A 19,110-nucleotide genomic window follows, 5' to 3' on the forward strand; every position below is an offset into this window, starting at 1 on the left:
ACTTTATAACTTTTATTATTGCAATTTATCCTTACTATATTTTATCAATTAATATTTATTTTTAAAATAATTTTTTTCAATTATAGTATCAGCTATATCAAAGGTCTCTTTTAAATGATTAAGTTCTTTTTCATCTTTTGGAATTCCCATTATCTGCCCATCATTTAAAATTGTTGCATCTCTTTCTGTATTTACTAATACTCTTCCCATAGAACTATCTTCAAACGCTTTTCTATCATATCCAAGCATATATAATATTGTTGGCAAGAAATCAGATTGCCCACCAGCTTTAGAAATCACTTCTGGCTGAGATCCTTTTGAATAAATTATATATGGAATTTTTTTATGATTATCTTTCCACCAATCCCCTTCTAACGGAGAATTTTTTATATCATCTTCATAAAATTTATGAACTCCACAATGATCTCCATAAATCATAATAACCGTATTATCTAGCTGATTATTTTTATCTAATTCAGCTATAAATTTTCCAATAGCTTCATCTGTATATCTTACACTTTGAAAATAAGCACCCAACATATTTTCATCAAGTTCTTTTGGCAAATTTAAATATTTCTTATTATCAGGCATTTCAAATGGCCCATGACTTGTTAATGTAGTCATAAAAGCATAGAATGGTTCTTTTTGATTTTTCAATTTTTGAGATATTTGTCTCAAATATGATTCATCTGATAATCCCAATCCTATTTTCTCATCAACATTATATTGTCCAATATCCCATATTTCATCAGCCTTAAAAGATTTATGTAATTCAGCCCAATTCCAATTTCCTGGCACTTCTGCATGAGTTGAAATTGTCTTATAGCCTTCATTCTCTAAATTTTTTTGTAATGAATTAAAAGTAGTCCAAGGATAAGAGAAAACTGTTTTCCCTTCTCTAATCGGAAATATTGATGAATTAACCAACAAATCACAATCTGAACTTGTGCCTGAATTATTTTGTTCATATATATTATTAAAATAAATACTACTTCCTAAAAGTTTATTTAAATTAGGTGTTATTTCTTGTCCATAAACTTTTTGATTTATAACAAAGTTTTCCATGGATTCTACTTGAATTGCAATTAAATTCTTTCCTTTGAAGATACCTTTATATTGATTATCAGGAAGATTCTCTTTATTATTTTCCATCCAATTTTTAATTTTATCCTCATCTTCGTTCGAAAGTTTCTTATTTTTATCTTGATAAAAATTAATGTCAAAACCATGATATCCTAAAGGGCTCATATCACTAAAAGTTTGAAATGGTGCCCAAGACTGACTAAATAAATTTCTTGATGGATCTATTCTTTTAATATCAATGAAATAATGACCTAATCCAACTACAACAGCACTTATTAAAAATACTGAAAAACCTTTAATTATTCTAAATTGTAATTTGGAATTTCTGTCGCTAGCTTTTATTTTAGCAAATTTGCATATCAAAAATAATATAACAAAATCAATAATGAATGATAAATCTACTAATCTAAAATTTAATAAGTTTTTACCTATTGGATTAAATATCTCGCTATGCGTCATATATCTAACAGATAAAAAAGTTCCATTTGCACGATAATACCAAATATCTGCCACAAATAGAATAGTCACCAATAAATCAATTATAGCAGCAGTTCTTAATCTTCCTTTTTCTTTAAATAGAAGTATAGGACTACAAATAAGAAAAATTATTGCTATATGCGCCCATTTTACAGGCGTTCCAAAATAAATATCCCCTAAATTAATGCTTGATGAATCTTGCGTTCTAAGCATAGATAATAATATGATGGATTTATACTGAAGCACAACCACCATAAATAAAAATAGCCAATTGTTTATAAATATACTTTTTAACCTTTGTTTCATTTTTCTACTCTCCACTATTCTGTCTTTAATCCTAATATATTGTAACTCAAACTTTAATTTTAACCAAGAGATTTTTAATTATTATTTAATTTTTTTCCAATATTCTTTTCAAAAACATAGCAATAATAACTTTTCACATATAAAAATGTCATAAAATTCATTCGATAACGAATTTTATGACAAATACTCAATCTTATACCATTAACAACTCAAAACCACTTATCTCTCTTAATAAGTAACACTGCAGCTATAACCATTGTTGGAATAAATATCATTCCAAATACTATCCAAAAAGCAAACTCATAATCATGCATTGGAATTCCTTGAACATTCATAGAGAAAAGACCACTTACAAGTGTCATAGGTAATATAGCTACTTGAATAATAGTGAATGTACGCATAAGACCATTCATAGTATGATTAGTAAGAGTTGCAAATGTATTATCAGCAGACTCAATTACTTCTTTATAATTTTCAAGCATATCCCATATTTTTTCGATTCTATCTGTAATATCATCGAAATATATATCCATATCTCTAGGAAGATATTTAGTAATTACTTTTTCTAAAGTTAATATAACAGGTCTTAATGGCTTAATAACACTTCTATAATTTATTATCTGCATTTTTGTTCTTGAAATTAACTCAAGCATAGCCTTAGAACGAGTAGCAAATACTTCCCTATTAATTTCGTTAACCATATTTCCAATCTTATCAAGCATAGGGAAACAATAATCAAATAAAGCTTTAATTATTTCATATAGTAATAATGCTGAGCCTTCTTCCATATACTCTTTTCTTGCATTCTCATTGCACTCACATTTTTTTGCCAATTGAACCAAAGGTTTTAATTCGCCTTCATGCAAAGTAACTAAATAATTCTGTCCTATAAATATATCTATTTCTTCTGAATCAAGCCTAACGAGTTCCTTTCTATATCTTGGAAGATGAAGAACTATAAAACTATAATCCTCATAGGAATCAACCTTAGATCTTTGATGTTCTGTCATACAGTCTTCTAATAGAAGTTCATGGAAATCATACATATCCTCAAGCATTTTGATTTCTTTATTAGTTGGCCTTATAATATCAATCCATTTTAGACCATTATACTCAATTATTCGCACTTCTGTGCCCAACTTTCTTAGTATAATTGGTTGTTTTTTATCATTCTTAAATGGTAATGTAAACATGATAATCCTCCTCCATCTTTGGGGAGGATAAGTTTATATAAAATGAGCAGCATAAACTAATCCTCCCTTTCTTATATTCAGTTGTTCATAATACTCCTGGGCCGAATAGTCATCCACTCAAATTCACCACCTTATAAAATTCAATTTATTTTATGAAAAGTTTTACTCGACTCGTAAATTATAATAATTTTAATAATAATATGCAAGTAAAACTTTGTTAAATTTCCAATAACTTTTTAATTTAAAATAAAACTCAGTATATCCTCTTTACATTTTGCATAATCTAAGCTGGAAAGGTAGGTTTTTAGCTTATGAAAAAATATATTGTCATTTTCTTATTTTTTTTCTTATTGTTAAATAATCTGTTTATAACTCCGTCCTTTGCACAAGTAATTAATCTAAAGGAAGGTTTATATAAAGCTAGTGACTTAAATTTACCGACTAATAAACTTCATACTATACAAAACAATTCCCCAAGTGAATATGTTTTTTTTATGATTTTTGACTCAAACCAAATTGCTCAACAGCTGATGCAATTAAATCCTCAATCTGAAAAATATACTCTAACACCATTAGATACAGGTTATCAAATGTTGATTGTTACTAATGGAGAAGTCACTATTGATTAGGTAGATAATAATATATTTTTAGTTTTGATTTATATATATTTCTTATTATAAAGTCTATTTATTGAAAGGAGTTATATATGCTAAAGAAAGTTTCATTATTCATTTGCTTTTTTACTCTTTCCTCTATTTTACTTAGCTCGCCTACAATGGCTAGTTCACAAACTCTAAAAAAAGGTTTTTATAAAGCTGGTGATTTAAATCTATCCCCAGATACAATCTACACTATACAAAATAATTCCTTCAGTGAACGAATTTACATACTTATTTTTGATAGCAAAGCTACTCCACTTCAAGGTGTGCGTTTAAAGCCACAATCTCCTAAATTTAATTTAATTCCTCTACAACCAGGCTATAAACTTGTGCTAATAGGAGAAGGTGAACTTGAAATTTCTGACTAATATAATTAATTAGGGAGTTCATTTAAAGATTTAAATTCGTATCCTCTACTCTTCCACTCTTTAATCAAACTATCTAAAATCTCTGTATTAGTTTTAGACACTGCATGAAGTAGGCAGATCATCCCATTTCGAGTATTTTTTAATATTGTTGCCTTAGCTGACTCAGGACTTGGCTGATTATCTACATCGTAGTCTTGATAAGCAAAGGCGAAAAATATGGATTTATAACCTAGTTTCTGAGTATAGTATAGTGACAATTCACTAAAAGTACCTTCTGGAGGTCTAAAATATTTAGACATTTTACATCCAGGTATACTATTAACAGCTTGTTCTACTCCTGTTAATTCAGCATTAAAAGCACTTTCTGATTTAAAGGAAGGCATCGATTTATGCTGCACTGAATGATTACCTATTATATGCCCTTCATTAATCATCCTTTTTATCAAAACTGAATCTTGAACTCCATTAAAGCTTCCAGTAACATATGGCTTGGTCACAAAGAAGGTTGCATGGACATTATTTGCTTTTAAAACATCTAGAATTCTTGAAGTATAACCATTTTCATATCCTTCATCAAAGGTTAAATAGATTATTTTTTTAGAAGTATCTCCAAAGGCATAACCTTTATATTTTTCTAAAAGACTAGCGTTATCTCTTGGAGAATAAAGCCAAGACCAAGGTATTGCCTTAGTGCTTAAGCTTGATGTATCTGCTACAATTTTAGGAGTTATTGATTTTTCTTCAGATAAAGCTTCAGAATTTTGTGATTCTGCTAGTTTTTTATTATCTGATTTATCAGCGCCATTAACATTCCCTGCTTCAACTTTCTTTTCTTTACCGGAGTTCGCTTCTATATCATCATCTGATTTTGCTTCTTGCTTGTCTTCAGATGAAACTATTTTTTTATCTGCCTCATTTTTTTCTGAATTTCCATTAGACATTTGGCAGCCTGATAATAGCATTAATGATAATGACATGGTTATGATCAAATTTCTCTTAATCAATTTTATCCCTCCTAACACTATAATGTATGTTAATATTTAACAAAGTGATAGTACTTTATTAAATTTGAAAAACTTGTATTATTTATACTAATTTTATCACTTCCATAGTAAAATTACGATATACCTTAGTAATAAATACTCTAAAAAAGAAGAATCTTTAATTTAAGTAAAGATTCTTCCTTTATATTATTTTTAAACTCTAATATTAATTTTTCCCCAATATAAAATATTTTCCTTCCTTTAATTTATCTAATTTTATATAAACAAAAAATTAATTATAAATATTAAAATTATCTTTAATATTAAAATTATAGCCATTGCATAACCATCCCCTAAAGCAATTACATCTTTTATTACACTTTACCCTACAATCTTTATTATTTTTTTAAGTATTTTAAATGAAATAAAACTAATTACAGCTATACTTAATATATCAATAGATAAAACCTTAATTAAATCCGAAGCTATTAATGGTGTATATTGACCGGATTTGTATATAACTCTAGAAACCCTATCTTCTGTAAATATAATGTTTAAAACTGAAGCTGCCCCTACTGATAAATATATACTAATAATAGTTTCGTTTACTTTGCTAGAAAATACTTTTCCAGATGTTTCCAATTTTGATCTTTTTTCAAAAAAGTTAAATGCAAAGAAGGTGATTCCTATAATAATAAGCATTACTATACTTCCTTTTAATATAAGACCGAATTGTTCATTATCAAAATTTCCTTGTCCAAATAACAAATTATAATGTCTTACACCATCCTTATCTATCTTTCTAAATATAAAATTATTTATAGTTCTTTCAAACTGACCAAAATATGATATCACCATAAATAACTTAGCTATCCCCCCTATTGTTGCTATTCCTAAACCTATCATACCAATGTAAGCCATTATAGAATTAGAAAACAATAAGTCAATTGTAAGCATTAGCAGTATTCCTAAGACACCAAAAAGAAATAATCTTAATACCTCTATTAATATTATTTGAGGAATATAATTTATAATATACATAAGTTCATGATATTTAATGTACACAGTTGCTACTATATATAAATACATTATTATAAATAGTAATAATGTTATAAATAAGCATATTAATTCATTAATCTTAATTTGCTTCTTAGTATATGGTCCACTGCATAAAAACATCATGTTATTTCTTTTGCTAACTCCATTAGCAAAAATATATATAGCTAAAAAGATTATTCCAAGTATAAAATACTCACCTAAATTTACTGCATAAAACGCGCTTGAATCCGCCCTAGCAATTTCATCTTTCACCCTATCAACATTGGATACTAAGAGAGTACGTGCTAAAAATCCCCAAGTGATAAGGCCAATCAAAATAGCTGCTTTACCAGCATTAAACCACTCGTAAATTAATCCCTTATTTAAATAGTTCTTCATAACTATCCTCCTTATCCACCTTATAAATAAATATATCCTCTAAACTTAAATCAATTTCTTCAATAAATAAAGGCTTTAATACTTTTAAGCTTTGTATTAATTCTTCATCGTATTCATCTGTAATAATTGTGAATACTCTTCCAACTTTTGATATTTTATTATTTCCTTTTAACTTAAGTTCTTCTTCTGAAATCTGTTTATCAAAAGCAACTTGTATTTTCTTAATTTTATTTTTCATATTTTCTACTGAATTTTCATAAGAAACTACACCTTCATCTAATATAGCTACTTCATCACAAATTCTTTCTAATTCACTTAAATGATGGGAACTTATTACTATTGTTGTCCCATTTTCAATAACTTCATCTGCAAATAGTTTTAATAATTTATTTTTTAGTATTGCATCTAGCCCTGAGGTTGGTTCATCTAAAATTAAATATTTAGCTTTAATTGAAAACGAAAGCATTATAGATAATCTCATTTTCATTCCTTTAGATAATTGAAAAATGAATTTATTTGTTGGTATTTTAAAAATCTTATTTAATTGATTAAATCTAACTTCATCAAAATTCTTATAGGAATATTTATAATACTTCAATATTTCCTTAACTTTAAATTTTGACTGCATTATATTTTCATCAGCTACATAACCTATTTCACTTTTAACGTCAACATTATCATAAACTTCTCTTCCATCATAATTTACGGAACCACAAGTCGGCTGATAAATTCCTGTTAGACATCTAAGTAAAGTTGTTTTTCCAACACCATTAGGACCAATTATTCCAAAGATTGTTCCCTTATTTATCTTCAAATTTATATCCTTTAAAATTACTTTTTCATCTATTTCAAAGGATAATTTATTTATTTCGATCATTTATTATCCACTCCTAGCTCTGAAAAGATTTTAAGTGCTAACTCAATGAATGATTCTTTATCCATCCCATTATAATTTGCCTCTAAGATAATTTTTTTTAGCTCCTCAGAAATATTTTGCATTTTCTTTTCATCAACCTTTCTATTAAAATTATCTACAACGTATGTACCTCTTCCTCTTAATGTTTCAATAATCCCAGCTCTTTCAAGTTCTCCATAGGCTTTGCTTATTGTATTAGGGTTTATTGTAAGCAAAGCTGCCATTTCTCTAACCGATGGAATCTTATCTCCACCTTGCAATGCCCCTTTTAATATTAATTCTTTAATTCCAAGTTGAATTTGTTCATAAATAGGAGTACTACTCCTAGGATCAACCTTTAGCATGCATGTTTCCTTCTTTTTTATCAGAATTTTTATCTATACCTTCAACGTAATAGTCAATCACCATTCCTTCGCCTTCATCAACCATTACAAAATCAATATCACATTCTTTTTTCGAGATCTCACCATTCTCATCTTTATATGGAAATATTTCTTCTGCTTCCAATCTTACTGGTTCTATTTTTGTTGCCTTATAAGGCATGTTTAATTTCTTTTGAATTTTATTATAGTCTTCAATTAATGCTTTCTTTTCTTCATCATTTAATTCTTTGACATTATTAATTTTTAAATTTTTAAAATCCATTTGTGAATCAGTTAATCTTTTTCTTTTTGAAAGGCATTCAAGAAACTCATCAGTTTCTTCTCTTCTACCAGTATCACTAATTTTTCTAATTTCATTATTTTCTAATTGCGACAAAACATCATTTACTGTATCAAAATGTTTTTTCTTTTGATACATTTTTTCATCATTATTCATACATAGCAAAATTGTAACTACAACAAAAACTCCAGCTCCAATTGCTAAAATTGATTTTTTCATATTAATTCTCCTCCAATCTGTATTATGTGTACCACGTGAACTAGTACACACTTATTATAGTTATTTTTTCCCTATATTGTCAAGTGAAATTTTGTAACTTATATTTTTTATCTGATCATATTCATCGATACTCTTTTGTTAACCTAAAAATATTTCATTAAATTTACACATAAAAAAATTGCAGGCGACTGTGGAGCCGGAGATTTTTTTTACGCATCTGCCTTTTCGAACGTATGTGAGAAAAATCTGGCAGGCGAATATGATTTGTTTTTTATTCTTTATCTTATACACAACTCACTTAAATAGCCCTTTTCATATATTATCTACAGATTTTACTGCATTATAAATTCTTAAAGAATAAAAAAAGCACCTACCATTGTATTATGTAGATGCTTACTATTTATATATTTACTTTAACTTTTGTGTCAAATTCTTTTTCTAGTAATTTTATCTTATCCAAAAATTCATTAGAATTGAAATAGATATTATAATAATAACATCCAATATATTCTTCTGTATCTCCTTCATCAAGTAATCCCATACTTTCAAAAATGATAGATTCTTCTTTCTTGTTTATCCATCCATCAGGATTACGAATTATTAAAATTTCTTTCTTATCAACATTAAGTGCTTTAATAGCTGCATTAATAATTTCATCATCTGTTAAAATATTTGCACTAAAAAGTTCTCTGCTATCCATCATTTTTCACCGCCTTTAAAATATTTATGATCTTTAAAAACTCAGATTCTCATATTAATTGCGAATATATGTATTACTTTTATTATATAATTTTTTCCATTTACATTCAACGTCCTTTGGTAATTAAAGTTAGAAAGTTTTCTAACTTATATTTTTTAACCAGTTATATTCATCAATACTCTCTTGCTCATTTTTAAATATTTTCATTACTTTACCTAGCTCAATTGCGAATTCTACATAAGCTTTTCCTATTGCTGTAATACAATTTCCATCTTTAACAACATCCTTACTCACAATATTTACTTTATCATAGATATTTTTGTTTGTTTCATCTACCTTAAATCCAGCACTATCACCGTTAGCCTTTTTATTATCTAGTAACCCATAATAAGCCATGAGCTCAGCTCCACCGCAAATACCAGCGATGAGTTTATTTTTTTCATTTAATTTTAAAATAAATTCTTTTAATTCTATTTCTTCATACAGCTTACTTGATTCTCCTCCAGGTATAATAAAAAGATCAATATCTTCTGGATTTATATCCTCTATAACCTTATCAGGCAAAAACTTCTGTTTTTCTTCACTTATATAAATACGATTTTCTAAAGCAGCAGAAAACATTGAATCCCTGAATTCATTTGCTGCAAATACAACTTCAAACTCACAAAACCCTTCATAATACAATAAGCATACATTCATTATAAAAACCTCTTTCAATATTTTATTAAATCTATATTTTTGATATGTCTTTTAAAATTTCATCAATAACATCTCTTTTCATAACAATATTATGACCTGATATACAAGTATCAAAATCCATCTGACTATATCTTAAAAGTGTATTAATATATTTTTCTTTTTCGCAATATATACTAGGAATAAGCTCTTCAACTGAATCTCCAAGGTTATCACCTACGTCTATCACTTTATCTAACTCATCCACTACACTTATGGAATCAACTGTATGTCCAGGAGTGTGAATGATTCTTATTTTATCTTCCTCAAAATATAGTTCCTGTTCAAATAATAAATTAGGTAAATACATTTCCTCATTATACTTAATATATTCCTTATGCTTTTTCGACATGTCATCCCAATTATGTTCTATCATTTCTTTACATAATTTATGAGCTACAATAATCCCAGCTTTAAAAAAGCTATTTCCCAAAATATGATCCCAATGGTGATGCGTGTTAATAACTATTATATTTTTATTATCATTTTTTATATATTCCATAATTGATTCAAGATGTGAAGAACCAACTCCTGTATCAATTATATAATTGTATTTCTCCCCAATAATAAGATGAACATTTAAATTCCATCCTTCTTGAAAACTCTTATTAAATAAAATGTTTCTATTCTTCACTTTTTCAATTTTCATATTTTTATACTCTCTTTCTCTTAACCAATATTCTTTTACCATTATAAAATACAATGACTGACACCTTTATGTCAGTCATTGTATTTATAATATATATTTTTTATGTATTCTTGCATTTCTTTTCTCAGTTTCGTTGGAGCTAAAACTTCGCAATGTACCCCAAAACCTAACACGAATCTTTTTAATCCTTCATCATTAGGAAAAAAGCCTTCTACCATATACTTTTTATTATCTATTTTTTTAATTTTATCTTTTGAAAAATATTCACTTAGTTGTTCTCCAATTTCTTCAGAAAATATGAACTTAACAAAAATGCTGCTATCACTATAACTTTCCTTAAAGATTTTTTCTATTTCAACTTGAGATATATTTTTCTTTACAAAATTCTCACCAATCTTTATATTTCTTATTCTTACAAACTTAAATCTTCTGTAATTTTTTCTTATTCTACAAAAGCCAATAATATACCAATGTCCATCCGTAAATTCTATTTGGATAGGCTCCACTATTCTTTGAAAGCATTCCATTTTCCTATTTATATATTCAAAGATCAATAATTTGTTAGTCTCAATGGCCTGGTTTACCAAAAATAAATATTCTCTTAGTTCTTCTTCCATACTAAAGTGAGACATATCTATATTAAGCTTCTCATTTTCATTTTTTTCTCTTTTATATAAGGTTTCAAATTTTAATACAATATCATTAAACTGCTTATTCTTTCCAAATACATATTTTAAACTATCAATCATTGAAAGCAACGGTTCAATTTCATTTTTATTAAAAAATAGATTGCTTATATTATAATTTTCCATAACATAATAACCACCACCTTTGCCACCAGTTGCTCCTATAGGCACCCCAGCTTCACATATTTTATCTATATCTCTATAAATGGTTCTCAAGGATACTTCAAAATGTTCAGCTAATTCCTTCGCTGTAACCAATCCTTTTTGTGAAATAATTATTAAGATCGATAAAAATCTCTCTGCTCTCATAATTTAAATATTCAACCTACCTTCCTCCTCTGATTTTTCTAGTTATATAAAAATTCATAAATTAAAATAAACACCTACAACAAGCAGATGTTTAAATAAAATAGGATACAATATTCACTAATATAAAAACATATCCTATTCCTGCAAAAAATCCAGTTAGTAATCTTCTTATATTATTTGAATTCTTTATCTTAAGCAACTGCAAAAATCCATCAAAAGCCATTATGAATATTAGCAGCAAACTTATTTTTAAATTAATCTTAATTTTTATAATACTTAAAAATACTCCTAATATATTTCCTAAAAAGAGGCCTGTACATCTTGCACATACAGGAAACTGATAACCTCTAAAAGTAAAGCTTCTCTCATAAATTTGATGACAGCTGTATGCTCCAAGTTTCATTAAAAAAATCCATATTTTTGTTTTTTTGTCCATCAAACTACTTAAATCTCGCGCCACAATTTGCACATACTCGATACGTATTTGTTTCAGTCTTGCCTTCTCCCATACCGATTAAGCCGCAAAGTAAGCCTATAGGGCCAAAACAAATATATCCTAAACATCCTTTTCCTGCGCCAAACCCTTTTGTTGTTTCTGTAACATCACTTACTACATTAACATTTAAGCTACCGCACCTTGGACATCCAACATTAACTTTATTCATAAATTTATATCCTCCTTGTACAACTCAACTTCCATAATTATACTATATATGATATTATACTACAATACGTAACATATTTCTCTCTGATAAATACTCCTCATTATCTTACATTTAAAAGTTATAATCTATTCCAGTTAACGAAAATCAATTCATAATTTTCCTTATACTAAAAATACATAGTACCAAACCACCTGCTATAGGTAAAACATATGCAGGAACTAAATTTATAAATCCTCCGGACATAATTAATGCCATTGGAAGTATTATTTTGGCAAGACTTATGCCTATACATAATACCCTACCTCTAAATTCTTCAGGAATATCCTTCTGCAATATATAAAATAAAGGGATATCTATAAAAGATATGGATATTCCAGCTATTATCATAATGAGTATAAAGTATATTAAGTAAAATATTTCATTAAATAATTCATAGTATAATATCACAGAAAAACCAATAGCAACCATACTAAAAGATAGTAAAATGCTCGCCCACCTAACAATTTCTGTATATGAATATTTCTTCATAAACCCTTTGATCAAAAAAGCACCTAAAATCATTCCTAATGACCAAGCACCATTTATAACTCCTAGAAAATTCGCATCAAGTTTTAAAATATTATTAATAATATATGGCATTGGAACTTCTATTGATAAACCAATACAAAAGTTTAATATAACAAAAATTTTAAACATATTAATAATTTTTTTTTCAGTTTTTAGAAAAGTAATTCCTTCAACAATATCAGCAATAAAGTTAATCTCTGCTTTTACCTTATTACTCTCTTTGCAATTAAAACTAAAATCTATAAAGAGTTGTAATACTGCAGACAATGCAAAAGATAAGCCATTGATAAAAATAAAAAATTTTACATCTAAAGAAACAAATACTATTCCACCAATTGATGGCCCAAGTATCGCTGCTGTTGATTCAATAACTTTAATTATAGAATTCATTGAAATCAGTTTTTCGTCTGATACTAAATTTGCTTTTACAGCTTCAATACTTATTCCATATACAGTAGTAAATACATTTAAGAGAAAGGTACTTACATATATCATCGATAAATTTAAAGTACTCCTACAAGTTACAACATATAAACCTATAAATAAAATGCCATTTAGCATATCAGTAATTATTGCTAAAAGTTTTTTATCTAGTCTATCTGCCAAAACACCTGCAAATGGATTTACAAGTATTGTTGATAAGACGCTCACCGATAATGTTACTGCAAAACTCAATCCTGAACCAGTGATCCTTAATACATATAAGCCTATAGCAAAATTATAAATGGCTGTGCCTAATAAAGATATGCTGCTTGCTACTGAAAATAGCATAATATTTGAAATTTCCTTATTCTTTATAATATTTTTAAATGATAATAATGAATATAACATTTTATTTCACGCTCACTTTCTTTAGGGCTAATTTATTCTGTCTATAACTCCCTAAAGTTAGTTTAAATCATTGGCTTGATCCAACATCAAGTCCATTAATTATTAAATTTTATTCTAAAATTAATAAAAGATAGGGTTGACCCTATCTTCGTCCAATAAATATATATGAATATACTTTTTCACCATCTACGAAATAATCTTCATATATGCCACCACTTTCAACATGGCGTGATATGCTTTCATCAATTATATTATATTTAAGCGTTAAAATTTGATCCTTAACATTATCCATCATAAAATTTTTTCGATATTTACTTTCTATTAAACTATTTAAAGCAAATTTTTCAAATAAAATATAAGTTCCTATTATGCTTGCTTCGTCCTTTACATATTTGTCAATTAATTTAAGTAGAAACTCTTCATTGTCAAAACTGTAATTGCTTGTTCCTGAAATATCTATAAGTACTTCAATAGATTTTTCTTTTATAGGAAGCTTCTGAAAATCAGAACAAATAAACAATATGTTTTTTCTACAATTAGTAGCTGCTAATATATTCTTTAGAAATTTATGTCTATTTATATCATTGTCTACAGCAATATATATTGAATCATCAGGCAAGCATTCATAAATATTTCTTAAGAAAAATCCAATTCCTGATCCTAACTCTAGAATTACTTTGTTCTTGAGATTCTCAAAATCTACTTTTTTGTTAATCCATTCTATTCCTCTATAAACATTATCCAAGTATTCTGAATCAGTAACTTTGATATAATCATTTATATAATTCCTGTCAAAATCACTTGTATGTTTTTCGTTTATACAAGTAATTTTTAAAATACCATCTTCAATTAAGTATTCTTCACCGCAGCAACATTTCAATTTTCCGTTTATAATTTGATTTTTTGAAACCTTTCCTTCAAACAGTTCTAAATCATTTCCGCATTTTAAGCATTTTAAAATATCCAAGGCCCTAATATCCACACCAATAATCGATTCATTATTCATTTTCTTTTCTGAAAGTTCTTTTAGTTTGGATTCTAGTCTTTCCTTCATTTCACCAATTTCAATTAACTGCTGCTCCAATTGATTATGTTTATTTATAAAAAGTTCTTTAAAATATTCATTTTCTTGATATTCAGTAAATTTAGCTAATCTCTTAAACATAAATATTGTTTTTATTTCACTTAAGGAAAATCCCATCCCTTTATAAGCCAAAACTTCTTCTAAATCTTTTTGACAATTATTATCAAAATCGTATTGTCCGCCCTTTTTTTCTGGTATTATTAGGCTCATATCCATATAATGTCTCACTGTATCAATTGTTAAATTATTATGTTCAACAAATCTACCGATTTTCATATTAATGATCTCCCTTATACTTTAAATTATAAATTATATTATAATACAATTCATATAACATCATTATTCTATTTTACCATAAAATACTTTTATGCCCGTACTTGATATAAGTAAAACACTCTACTATTTATAAACTAACTTTTAATCAATTTTATTGACATGCTATTAAAACTAATTTATAATTTATCTAGAAATTTATAGTGCTCGTATGACGAATTTGGGAGAGACTGCAAATAAAGCATTTTAAAGAAAAAATTGCTTTAGACACATGAAAATAGGCTAGCAAGAGGACTTGTTATTTATTTGATAGTGCCATATAGCAGCGCCGAAGGTGAAGCCGCAACAAACTCTCAGGCAAAAGGACCGAATTCTGACGAAACTCTGGAAAGTCTTATGACACCCAAGAAGCAATCTTTTAATTTAGCATTAATTATAATTAATTATTATAAACTTGCTCTTAAAGAGAATCTTTCAGGTACCATAACAGAGGCGAATTGTTTACGCAATTCGTCTCTTTTTTATGTCTACGAAAGTATAGTATTTCAGAAATTTGAGAAACTGATGAAATCAATAGTTATCAAAGATAAATGATAACTAAGGAAAAAATAAACAATTGAGAGAAATGTGGTGCATTTCTTACCAAAACTGTAAACTGTAACTTGAAAGGAGTATTTTTCATGTATGATATTGCCCTATTAGAATATCTAGGAATTTTTGCTTTTGCAGCTTCTGGTGCTTATGTAGCAATAGAAGAAAAATTTGATTTATTTGGTATTTATATTTTAGCTACTGTTACCGCTATGGGAGGTGGAGTTCTTCGTGATATTGTCACAAATGTTGGAATTCCAGCATTCTTTTCTAACTATAAAACTATCCCTTTTATCATCCTAGGAGCAACAATTCCAATTCTTCTTCGAGGAAAATTAAAATATAATACTTTGTTTGTAGTAGTTGATGCAATTGGACTTTCTGCTTTTTTTGTCTCTTCTGGCCTTAAAGCTATAGAAAGTGGATATAATTTGATGTTATTTTTATTTGCTGCTAGTATAACCGGTGTTGGTGGTGGAATGCTTCGTGATATTATTACAAATAGAAAACCAGAAATATTTAAAACAGATATTTATTGTGTTGCAGGTATTGTTGGTTCACTGTTACTTTGGTTTTTTTATCCTATACTAGGTGCACATACAGCTCAACATTTATCATTAATAACAATATTTTCAGTTAGAATGGTCTGCTATATGAAAAAAATTAATCTTCCTGTCATTAATTAAGATGTACAAGTTATCATTTATATAAAAGACTTGTTAACTTTAGGCGATTATAAAATTTACAAAGCACTAGTTAACAAGTTTTAGTTATATAAGTTCTTATTAAGGATATTGCCTCTCACATCAAGAAATCTTGAAGGGAAAAGTGAGAATCTAAAAAAGATTTAGTTCTTGGTTGCAGGAAAGTTATTTATAGTGGCATAGCAACTCCCTTTATAAGATCCGTATTGTGGCATAGCCACTCTTTTTATAGGTGCGTATTGTGGCAAAGCCACTCTTTTCAGATGTGCATAGCTGCTTTTTTTATTAAATGATCTTGGTTGCAGCATAGCTGCTTTTTTTATTAAATGATCTTGGTTGCAGCATAGCTGCTTTTTTTATATGTGTATATTTTCAAGCAAAACATTAATCCAGCTGCAATTAATGACATAAAGAAAGTTAATCCCCATAATGACTTACAGTTATAAATTTGGATATAAGCGCCAGAAAATGAGGTGCTTAGTGCTGAGCCCAAAAACATTCCAAGTGTTGTTATTGCATTTAATCTCGCTCTATAATTACTAGGACTATTATTAGCTACATATACTCCAGAGCTAATAGAACTTAAAATTTCCCCTCCAGTCCATATTATTGTTGATATTATAAAGAAACCAAAACTATCTATATAGCCTATCATTCCAAAACCTACAGCATAAAGTATTCCAGTAAGAGCCATATTTGTTAATTGATGATTTTTTTTAGTTATGTACCCTACAAAAACAGTAAAAACTACAACAGTAACAGCATTTATACTCATAAGATAGCCAAAATATTTAGCCCCTTCATTGTTAAATTCTATATTTAAGGTTAGTGGTAATGCAAATTCATGTTGTGCATAAATAAAATTGTATACTATGTTTAAAATAAAAAACATACTTAGTTGAGGTCTTTTTATAAGCATTTGAACTGTATTTCCTTTTTCTATTTTTTCATCCTTACTTTCAACTTTAGTTTTAGAATTTACGGAATATGTTTCCTTAATATTTTTCCATATTAAAAACACTGCTATAAAAGATGTTATAGCATCTCCTATAAACAACATAGGTAAGAAGTTATTAAATAGAAATCCAGCAATAATAGGTCCTACAGCAACTCCAGCATTTATTGAAAGATATTGAAGTGAAAAACCCGCTTGTCTTTGTTCTCTTGAAAGTATATCAGTAATCATCGAAGTAAATGATGGTCGCAAAAAGCCACTAAAAAAAGTACTTACTAATAAACATATAATTGTAATCACAACATTTTTACTTAAAGCACAAGGTATTAATGCAGCAGCTGCCATACTTTGAGCAAACATATATATTTTCTTTCTACCAAAAGTATCTGACACTTTTCCTCCAATGATTGATGCTGGCACTCCTATAATTGATGACAACATAACTATAATTCCAGAAGTTGCTGCTGTCATGCCGATTTTTTGTGTAAGATATAAAGCTAGGAATGGTACTACAAAATCCCCCAATCTATTAACGAATTTTGCAAAGCATATTATATACATTTCTTTAGGCAGTCCTTTGTAATTATTAATGAATTCTTTCATTTTCATACCCCCTTCTCATATTTATTTTACCTATAAGTTCCATTTATTTCAAAGCAATCCTATTGAATAATTTCTACTAAAAACATTACTTTAATGCTATAATTTTAGATATACTTGATAATTATTAGTCAAATAATATATTTTTTATTATATTTAATTGGAGGTATTTTCATGGAATCCACTTTAGTAATATTAGGTAAAGAATTAGAATATGATTTCTTATCCTCTTGGATAAAATATACAAGGATTAAAAATGGATTTAGCCAAGAAGCTTTAGCCCATGGTATATGTTCTGTTAGTCATTTGAGTTATTTCGAAAATGGTAAAAAGCATTTAAGAAAAGAAATTATCGAAGCTTTATTGAAAAAACTCAAAATTACTGATTTAGATAAATTCACTGATATAGGAAAAGTAAGGCAAAAGCTCAACACAATGATGAATGATATTGAAAGCTATAACTTTGATGGAGCTAAAAGAATTTATAAGAAACTTTTAAAGATAGAACCAATTATTAACCACTCTCCTTATAGCATAGAATTTAAAATCTATGATCTTATGTATAAAACCTTTGTGGATGGCTTAGATTATAAATATTTAAAAGATGATTTAACTCTATTAGATAAAATATCTAATTCATTGAGTCGTGAACTCAGATACTTATACCTTCTTGTATCTGGTGATATATTATTCAGAAATCATGAAAATGAAAAAAGCATTGAAAGGCAGTTAACTGCGTTAAATATTAAAGATACATCTTGGATAAATTTTTGCTTAGGGAAAGCCTTTTGTTTCAATGATGCTATGGGTAGAGGTGCTTATTATTTAGAAAAAGCTTTAGATAGTTATGAGAGAAGTGGACGATATTTCAATGCAGTATGGTGTCATAATTATATTGGAGTATGTTTCTCTTATCTTAAAATTTACGAAAATGCTGAGAAACATTTTAAAGCAGCTCTTATGTCTGCCAAGCATTTTAATATGGATAAATTATTGTGGCATCTTTATACAAATTTGTCTGACTGCTATTTATCAAAAGGAGACTATGAATCATGTATTAAATGGAGCCGCCTAGCTATGGAATCAAGTTATAAAAATATATTGTGCGCCTATAATTATATCTCAGCTTGTATAAAATTAAATAGATTAGATGAATGTGACGTTATCTTTGATATATACTTAAGTGATGAATATAAATCTTCTAAACATTATAATTCTATATATTACCTTTATTTAGTTGTGCATAATTTTCACGAAAAAATTTTTTATGAAGAAGTAAAAAATAAGATTCTACCATATTATGAGTCTATGAGAAAAATTGATATATGTAATGATATTAAATTAAAATTAATTGAATATCTTGAAAGTAAACGAAGATATAAAGAAGCAAATAAACTTTATAAAGAACTTATGACCATATAGAATTGATCTATATGGTCATAAGTAAAACATTAATT

20 protein-coding genes and 1 riboswitch are annotated in these 19,110 nt (G+C 27.6%); of the genes, 4 read left to right on the forward strand and 16 right to left on the reverse strand.

The genetic code is table 11. The features are described from left to right. Positions 1-48: 48 nt before the first annotated feature. Both CSPA_RS17220 and CSPA_RS17225 read right to left on the reverse strand, forming a co-directional pair. Positions 49-1,866, reverse strand: coding sequence for an LTA synthase family protein (locus tag CSPA_RS17220; RefSeq protein ID WP_015393625.1), 1,818 nt, complete (start codon positions 1,864-1,866; stop codon positions 49-51). A gap of 209 nt (positions 1,867-2,075) precedes the next feature. Then, a complete protein-coding gene (locus CSPA_RS17225) occupies positions 2,076-3,059 on the reverse strand; it encodes a magnesium transporter CorA family protein (protein WP_015393626.1) in 984 nt (327 codons plus the stop codon). A 311-nt stretch (positions 3,060-3,370) separates the two neighbouring features. Between CSPA_RS17225 and CSPA_RS17230 the strand changes: the two genes are divergently transcribed. Both CSPA_RS17230 and CSPA_RS17235 read left to right on the forward strand, forming a co-directional pair. Next, a complete protein-coding gene (locus tag CSPA_RS17230; protein WP_015393627.1) occupies positions 3,371-3,688 on the forward strand; it encodes a hypothetical protein in 318 nt (105 codons plus the stop codon). 77 nt (positions 3,689-3,765) lie between these two features. Then, a complete protein-coding gene (locus tag CSPA_RS17235; RefSeq protein WP_015393628.1) occupies positions 3,766-4,086 on the forward strand; it encodes a hypothetical protein in 321 nt (106 codons plus the stop codon). Positions 4,087-4,091: 5 nt separating this feature from the next. Here the strand turns inward: CSPA_RS17235 and CSPA_RS17240 are convergent, their stop codons facing one another. From CSPA_RS17240 to CSPA_RS17300, 13 genes are all read right to left on the reverse strand, one after another. Beyond that, positions 4,092-5,090 carry a polysaccharide deacetylase family protein gene (locus CSPA_RS17240; protein ID WP_015393629.1) on the reverse strand — a complete coding sequence of 333 codons (999 nt, stop codon included), beginning with the start codon at positions 5,088-5,090 and terminating at the stop codon, positions 4,092-4,094. Between the two features lie 360 nt (positions 5,091-5,450). Beyond that, on the reverse strand, positions 5,451-6,506 hold the full coding sequence (locus CSPA_RS17245; RefSeq protein ID WP_015393630.1) for a hypothetical protein: 1,056 nt from the start codon (positions 6,504-6,506) through the stop codon (positions 5,451-5,453). Further along, entirely contained in the window at positions 6,487-7,383 is an 897-nt protein-coding gene (locus CSPA_RS17250; RefSeq protein ID WP_015393631.1) for an ABC transporter ATP-binding protein, read from the reverse strand. Before CSPA_RS17250 ends, CSPA_RS17245 begins: the two co-directional genes overlap by 20 nt. Then, complete coding sequence (locus CSPA_RS17255) at positions 7,380-7,766, reverse strand: GntR family transcriptional regulator (protein WP_015393632.1); 387 nt, start codon at positions 7,764-7,766, stop codon at positions 7,380-7,382. The genes CSPA_RS17250 and CSPA_RS17255 overlap by 4 nt, the downstream gene beginning before the upstream one ends. Next, positions 7,753-8,304 carry a hypothetical protein gene (locus CSPA_RS17260; protein ID WP_015393633.1) on the reverse strand — a complete coding sequence of 184 codons (552 nt, stop codon included), beginning with the start codon at positions 8,302-8,304 and terminating at the stop codon, positions 7,753-7,755. The genes CSPA_RS17255 and CSPA_RS17260 overlap by 14 nt, the downstream gene beginning before the upstream one ends. A gap of 400 nt (positions 8,305-8,704) precedes the next feature. Next, positions 8,705-9,007, reverse strand: coding sequence for a hypothetical protein (locus CSPA_RS17265; RefSeq protein ID WP_017810513.1), 303 nt, complete (start codon positions 9,005-9,007; stop codon positions 8,705-8,707). 138 nt (positions 9,008-9,145) lie between these two features. Then, positions 9,146-9,703, reverse strand: coding sequence for a DJ-1/PfpI family protein (locus CSPA_RS17270; RefSeq protein WP_015393635.1), 558 nt, complete (start codon positions 9,701-9,703; stop codon positions 9,146-9,148). 31 nt (positions 9,704-9,734) lie between these two features. Continuing rightward, positions 9,735-10,442, reverse strand: coding sequence for an MBL fold metallo-hydrolase (locus CSPA_RS17275; RefSeq protein WP_015393636.1), 708 nt, complete (start codon positions 10,440-10,442; stop codon positions 9,735-9,737). Between the two features lie 17 nt (positions 10,443-10,459). Continuing rightward, complete coding sequence (locus tag CSPA_RS17280; protein ID WP_015393637.1) at positions 10,460-11,383, reverse strand: helix-turn-helix transcriptional regulator; 924 nt, start codon at positions 11,381-11,383, stop codon at positions 10,460-10,462. Between the two features lie 91 nt (positions 11,384-11,474). Next, on the reverse strand, positions 11,475-11,843 hold the full coding sequence (locus CSPA_RS17285; protein ID WP_423219805.1) for a DUF2085 domain-containing protein: 369 nt from the start codon (positions 11,841-11,843) through the stop codon (positions 11,475-11,477). Beyond that, positions 11,824-12,048, reverse strand: a complete 225-nt coding sequence (locus CSPA_RS17290; protein ID WP_015393639.1) for a hypothetical protein — start codon at positions 12,046-12,048, stop codon at positions 11,824-11,826. The genes CSPA_RS17285 and CSPA_RS17290 overlap by 20 nt, the downstream gene beginning before the upstream one ends. 144 nt (positions 12,049-12,192) lie before the next feature. Next, the gene (locus tag CSPA_RS17295) at positions 12,193-13,446 is read right to left on the reverse strand and encodes an MFS transporter (RefSeq protein ID WP_015393640.1); all 1,254 of its coding nucleotides are present in this window, start codon (positions 13,444-13,446) and stop codon (positions 12,193-12,195) included. 142 nt (positions 13,447-13,588) lie between these two features. Then, positions 13,589-14,806 carry a MerR family transcriptional regulator gene (locus CSPA_RS17300; protein ID WP_015393641.1) on the reverse strand — a complete coding sequence of 406 codons (1,218 nt, stop codon included), beginning with the start codon at positions 14,804-14,806 and terminating at the stop codon, positions 13,589-13,591. A gap of 208 nt (positions 14,807-15,014) precedes the next feature. Continuing rightward, positions 15,015-15,182: riboswitch (glycine riboswitch) on the forward strand. Positions 15,183-15,483: 301 nt separating this feature from the next. Between CSPA_RS17300 and CSPA_RS17310 the strand changes: the two genes are divergently transcribed. Then, complete coding sequence (locus CSPA_RS17310; RefSeq protein WP_015393643.1) at positions 15,484-16,080, forward strand: trimeric intracellular cation channel family protein; 597 nt, start codon at positions 15,484-15,486, stop codon at positions 16,078-16,080. Between the two features lie 340 nt (positions 16,081-16,420). Here the strand turns inward: CSPA_RS17310 and CSPA_RS17315 are convergent, their stop codons facing one another. Continuing rightward, on the reverse strand, positions 16,421-17,656 hold the full coding sequence (locus CSPA_RS17315) for an MFS transporter (protein ID WP_015393644.1): 1,236 nt from the start codon (positions 17,654-17,656) through the stop codon (positions 16,421-16,423). A 171-nt stretch (positions 17,657-17,827) separates the two neighbouring features. Here CSPA_RS17315 and CSPA_RS17320 point away from each other — a divergent pair, with 171 nt between their 5' ends. Then, a complete protein-coding gene (locus CSPA_RS17320) occupies positions 17,828-19,075 on the forward strand; it encodes a helix-turn-helix domain-containing protein (protein ID WP_015393645.1) in 1,248 nt (415 codons plus the stop codon). The last annotated feature ends 35 nt before the right edge of the window (positions 19,076-19,110 follow it).

The sequence above is a fragment of the Clostridium saccharoperbutylacetonicum N1-4(HMT) genome (genome assembly GCF_000340885.1).
Lineage (GTDB): Bacteria > Bacillota > Clostridia > Clostridiales > Clostridiaceae > Clostridium > Clostridium saccharoperbutylacetonicum.

Bases quoted from the DNA above. Each gene is read 5' to 3' on its own strand.
- CSPA_RS17220 (WP_015393625.1), bottom strand. From the start codon at position 1,866: ATGAAACAAAGGTTAAAAAGTATATTTATAAACAATTGGCTATTTTTA.
- CSPA_RS17225 (WP_015393626.1), bottom strand. From the start codon at position 3,059: ATGTTTACATTACCATTTAAGAATGATAAAAAACAACCAATTATACTA.
- CSPA_RS17230 (WP_015393627.1), top strand. From the start codon at position 3,371: ATGAAAAAATATATTGTCATTTTCTTATTTTTTTTCTTATTGTTAAAT.
- CSPA_RS17235 (WP_015393628.1), top strand. From the start codon at position 3,766: ATGCTAAAGAAAGTTTCATTATTCATTTGCTTTTTTACTCTTTCCTCT.
- CSPA_RS17245 (WP_015393630.1), bottom strand. From the start codon at position 6,506: ATGAAGAACTATTTAAATAAGGGATTAATTTACGAGTGGTTTAATGCT.
- CSPA_RS17250 (WP_015393631.1), bottom strand. From the start codon at position 7,383: ATGATCGAAATAAATAAATTATCCTTTGAAATAGATGAAAAAGTAATT.
- CSPA_RS17255 (WP_015393632.1), bottom strand. From the start codon at position 7,766: ATGCTAAAGGTTGATCCTAGGAGTAGTACTCCTATTTATGAACAAATT.
- CSPA_RS17260 (WP_015393633.1), bottom strand. From the start codon at position 8,304: ATGAAAAAATCAATTTTAGCAATTGGAGCTGGAGTTTTTGTTGTAGTT.
- CSPA_RS17265 (WP_017810513.1), bottom strand. From the start codon at position 9,007: ATGATGGATAGCAGAGAACTTTTTAGTGCAAATATTTTAACAGATGAT.
- CSPA_RS17270 (WP_015393635.1), bottom strand. From the start codon at position 9,703: ATGAATGTATGCTTATTGTATTATGAAGGGTTTTGTGAGTTTGAAGTT.
- CSPA_RS17280 (WP_015393637.1), bottom strand. From the start codon at position 11,383: ATGAGAGCAGAGAGATTTTTATCGATCTTAATAATTATTTCACAAAAA.
- CSPA_RS17290 (WP_015393639.1), bottom strand. From the start codon at position 12,048: ATGAATAAAGTTAATGTTGGATGTCCAAGGTGCGGTAGCTTAAATGTT.
- CSPA_RS17295 (WP_015393640.1), bottom strand. From the start codon at position 13,446: ATGTTATATTCATTATTATCATTTAAAAATATTATAAAGAATAAGGAA.
- CSPA_RS17300 (WP_015393641.1), bottom strand. From the start codon at position 14,806: ATGAAAATCGGTAGATTTGTTGAACATAATAATTTAACAATTGATACA.
- CSPA_RS17310 (WP_015393643.1), top strand. From the start codon at position 15,484: ATGTATGATATTGCCCTATTAGAATATCTAGGAATTTTTGCTTTTGCA.
- CSPA_RS17315 (WP_015393644.1), bottom strand. From the start codon at position 17,656: ATGAAAGAATTCATTAATAATTACAAAGGACTGCCTAAAGAAATGTAT.
- CSPA_RS17320 (WP_015393645.1), top strand. From the start codon at position 17,828: ATGGAATCCACTTTAGTAATATTAGGTAAAGAATTAGAATATGATTTC.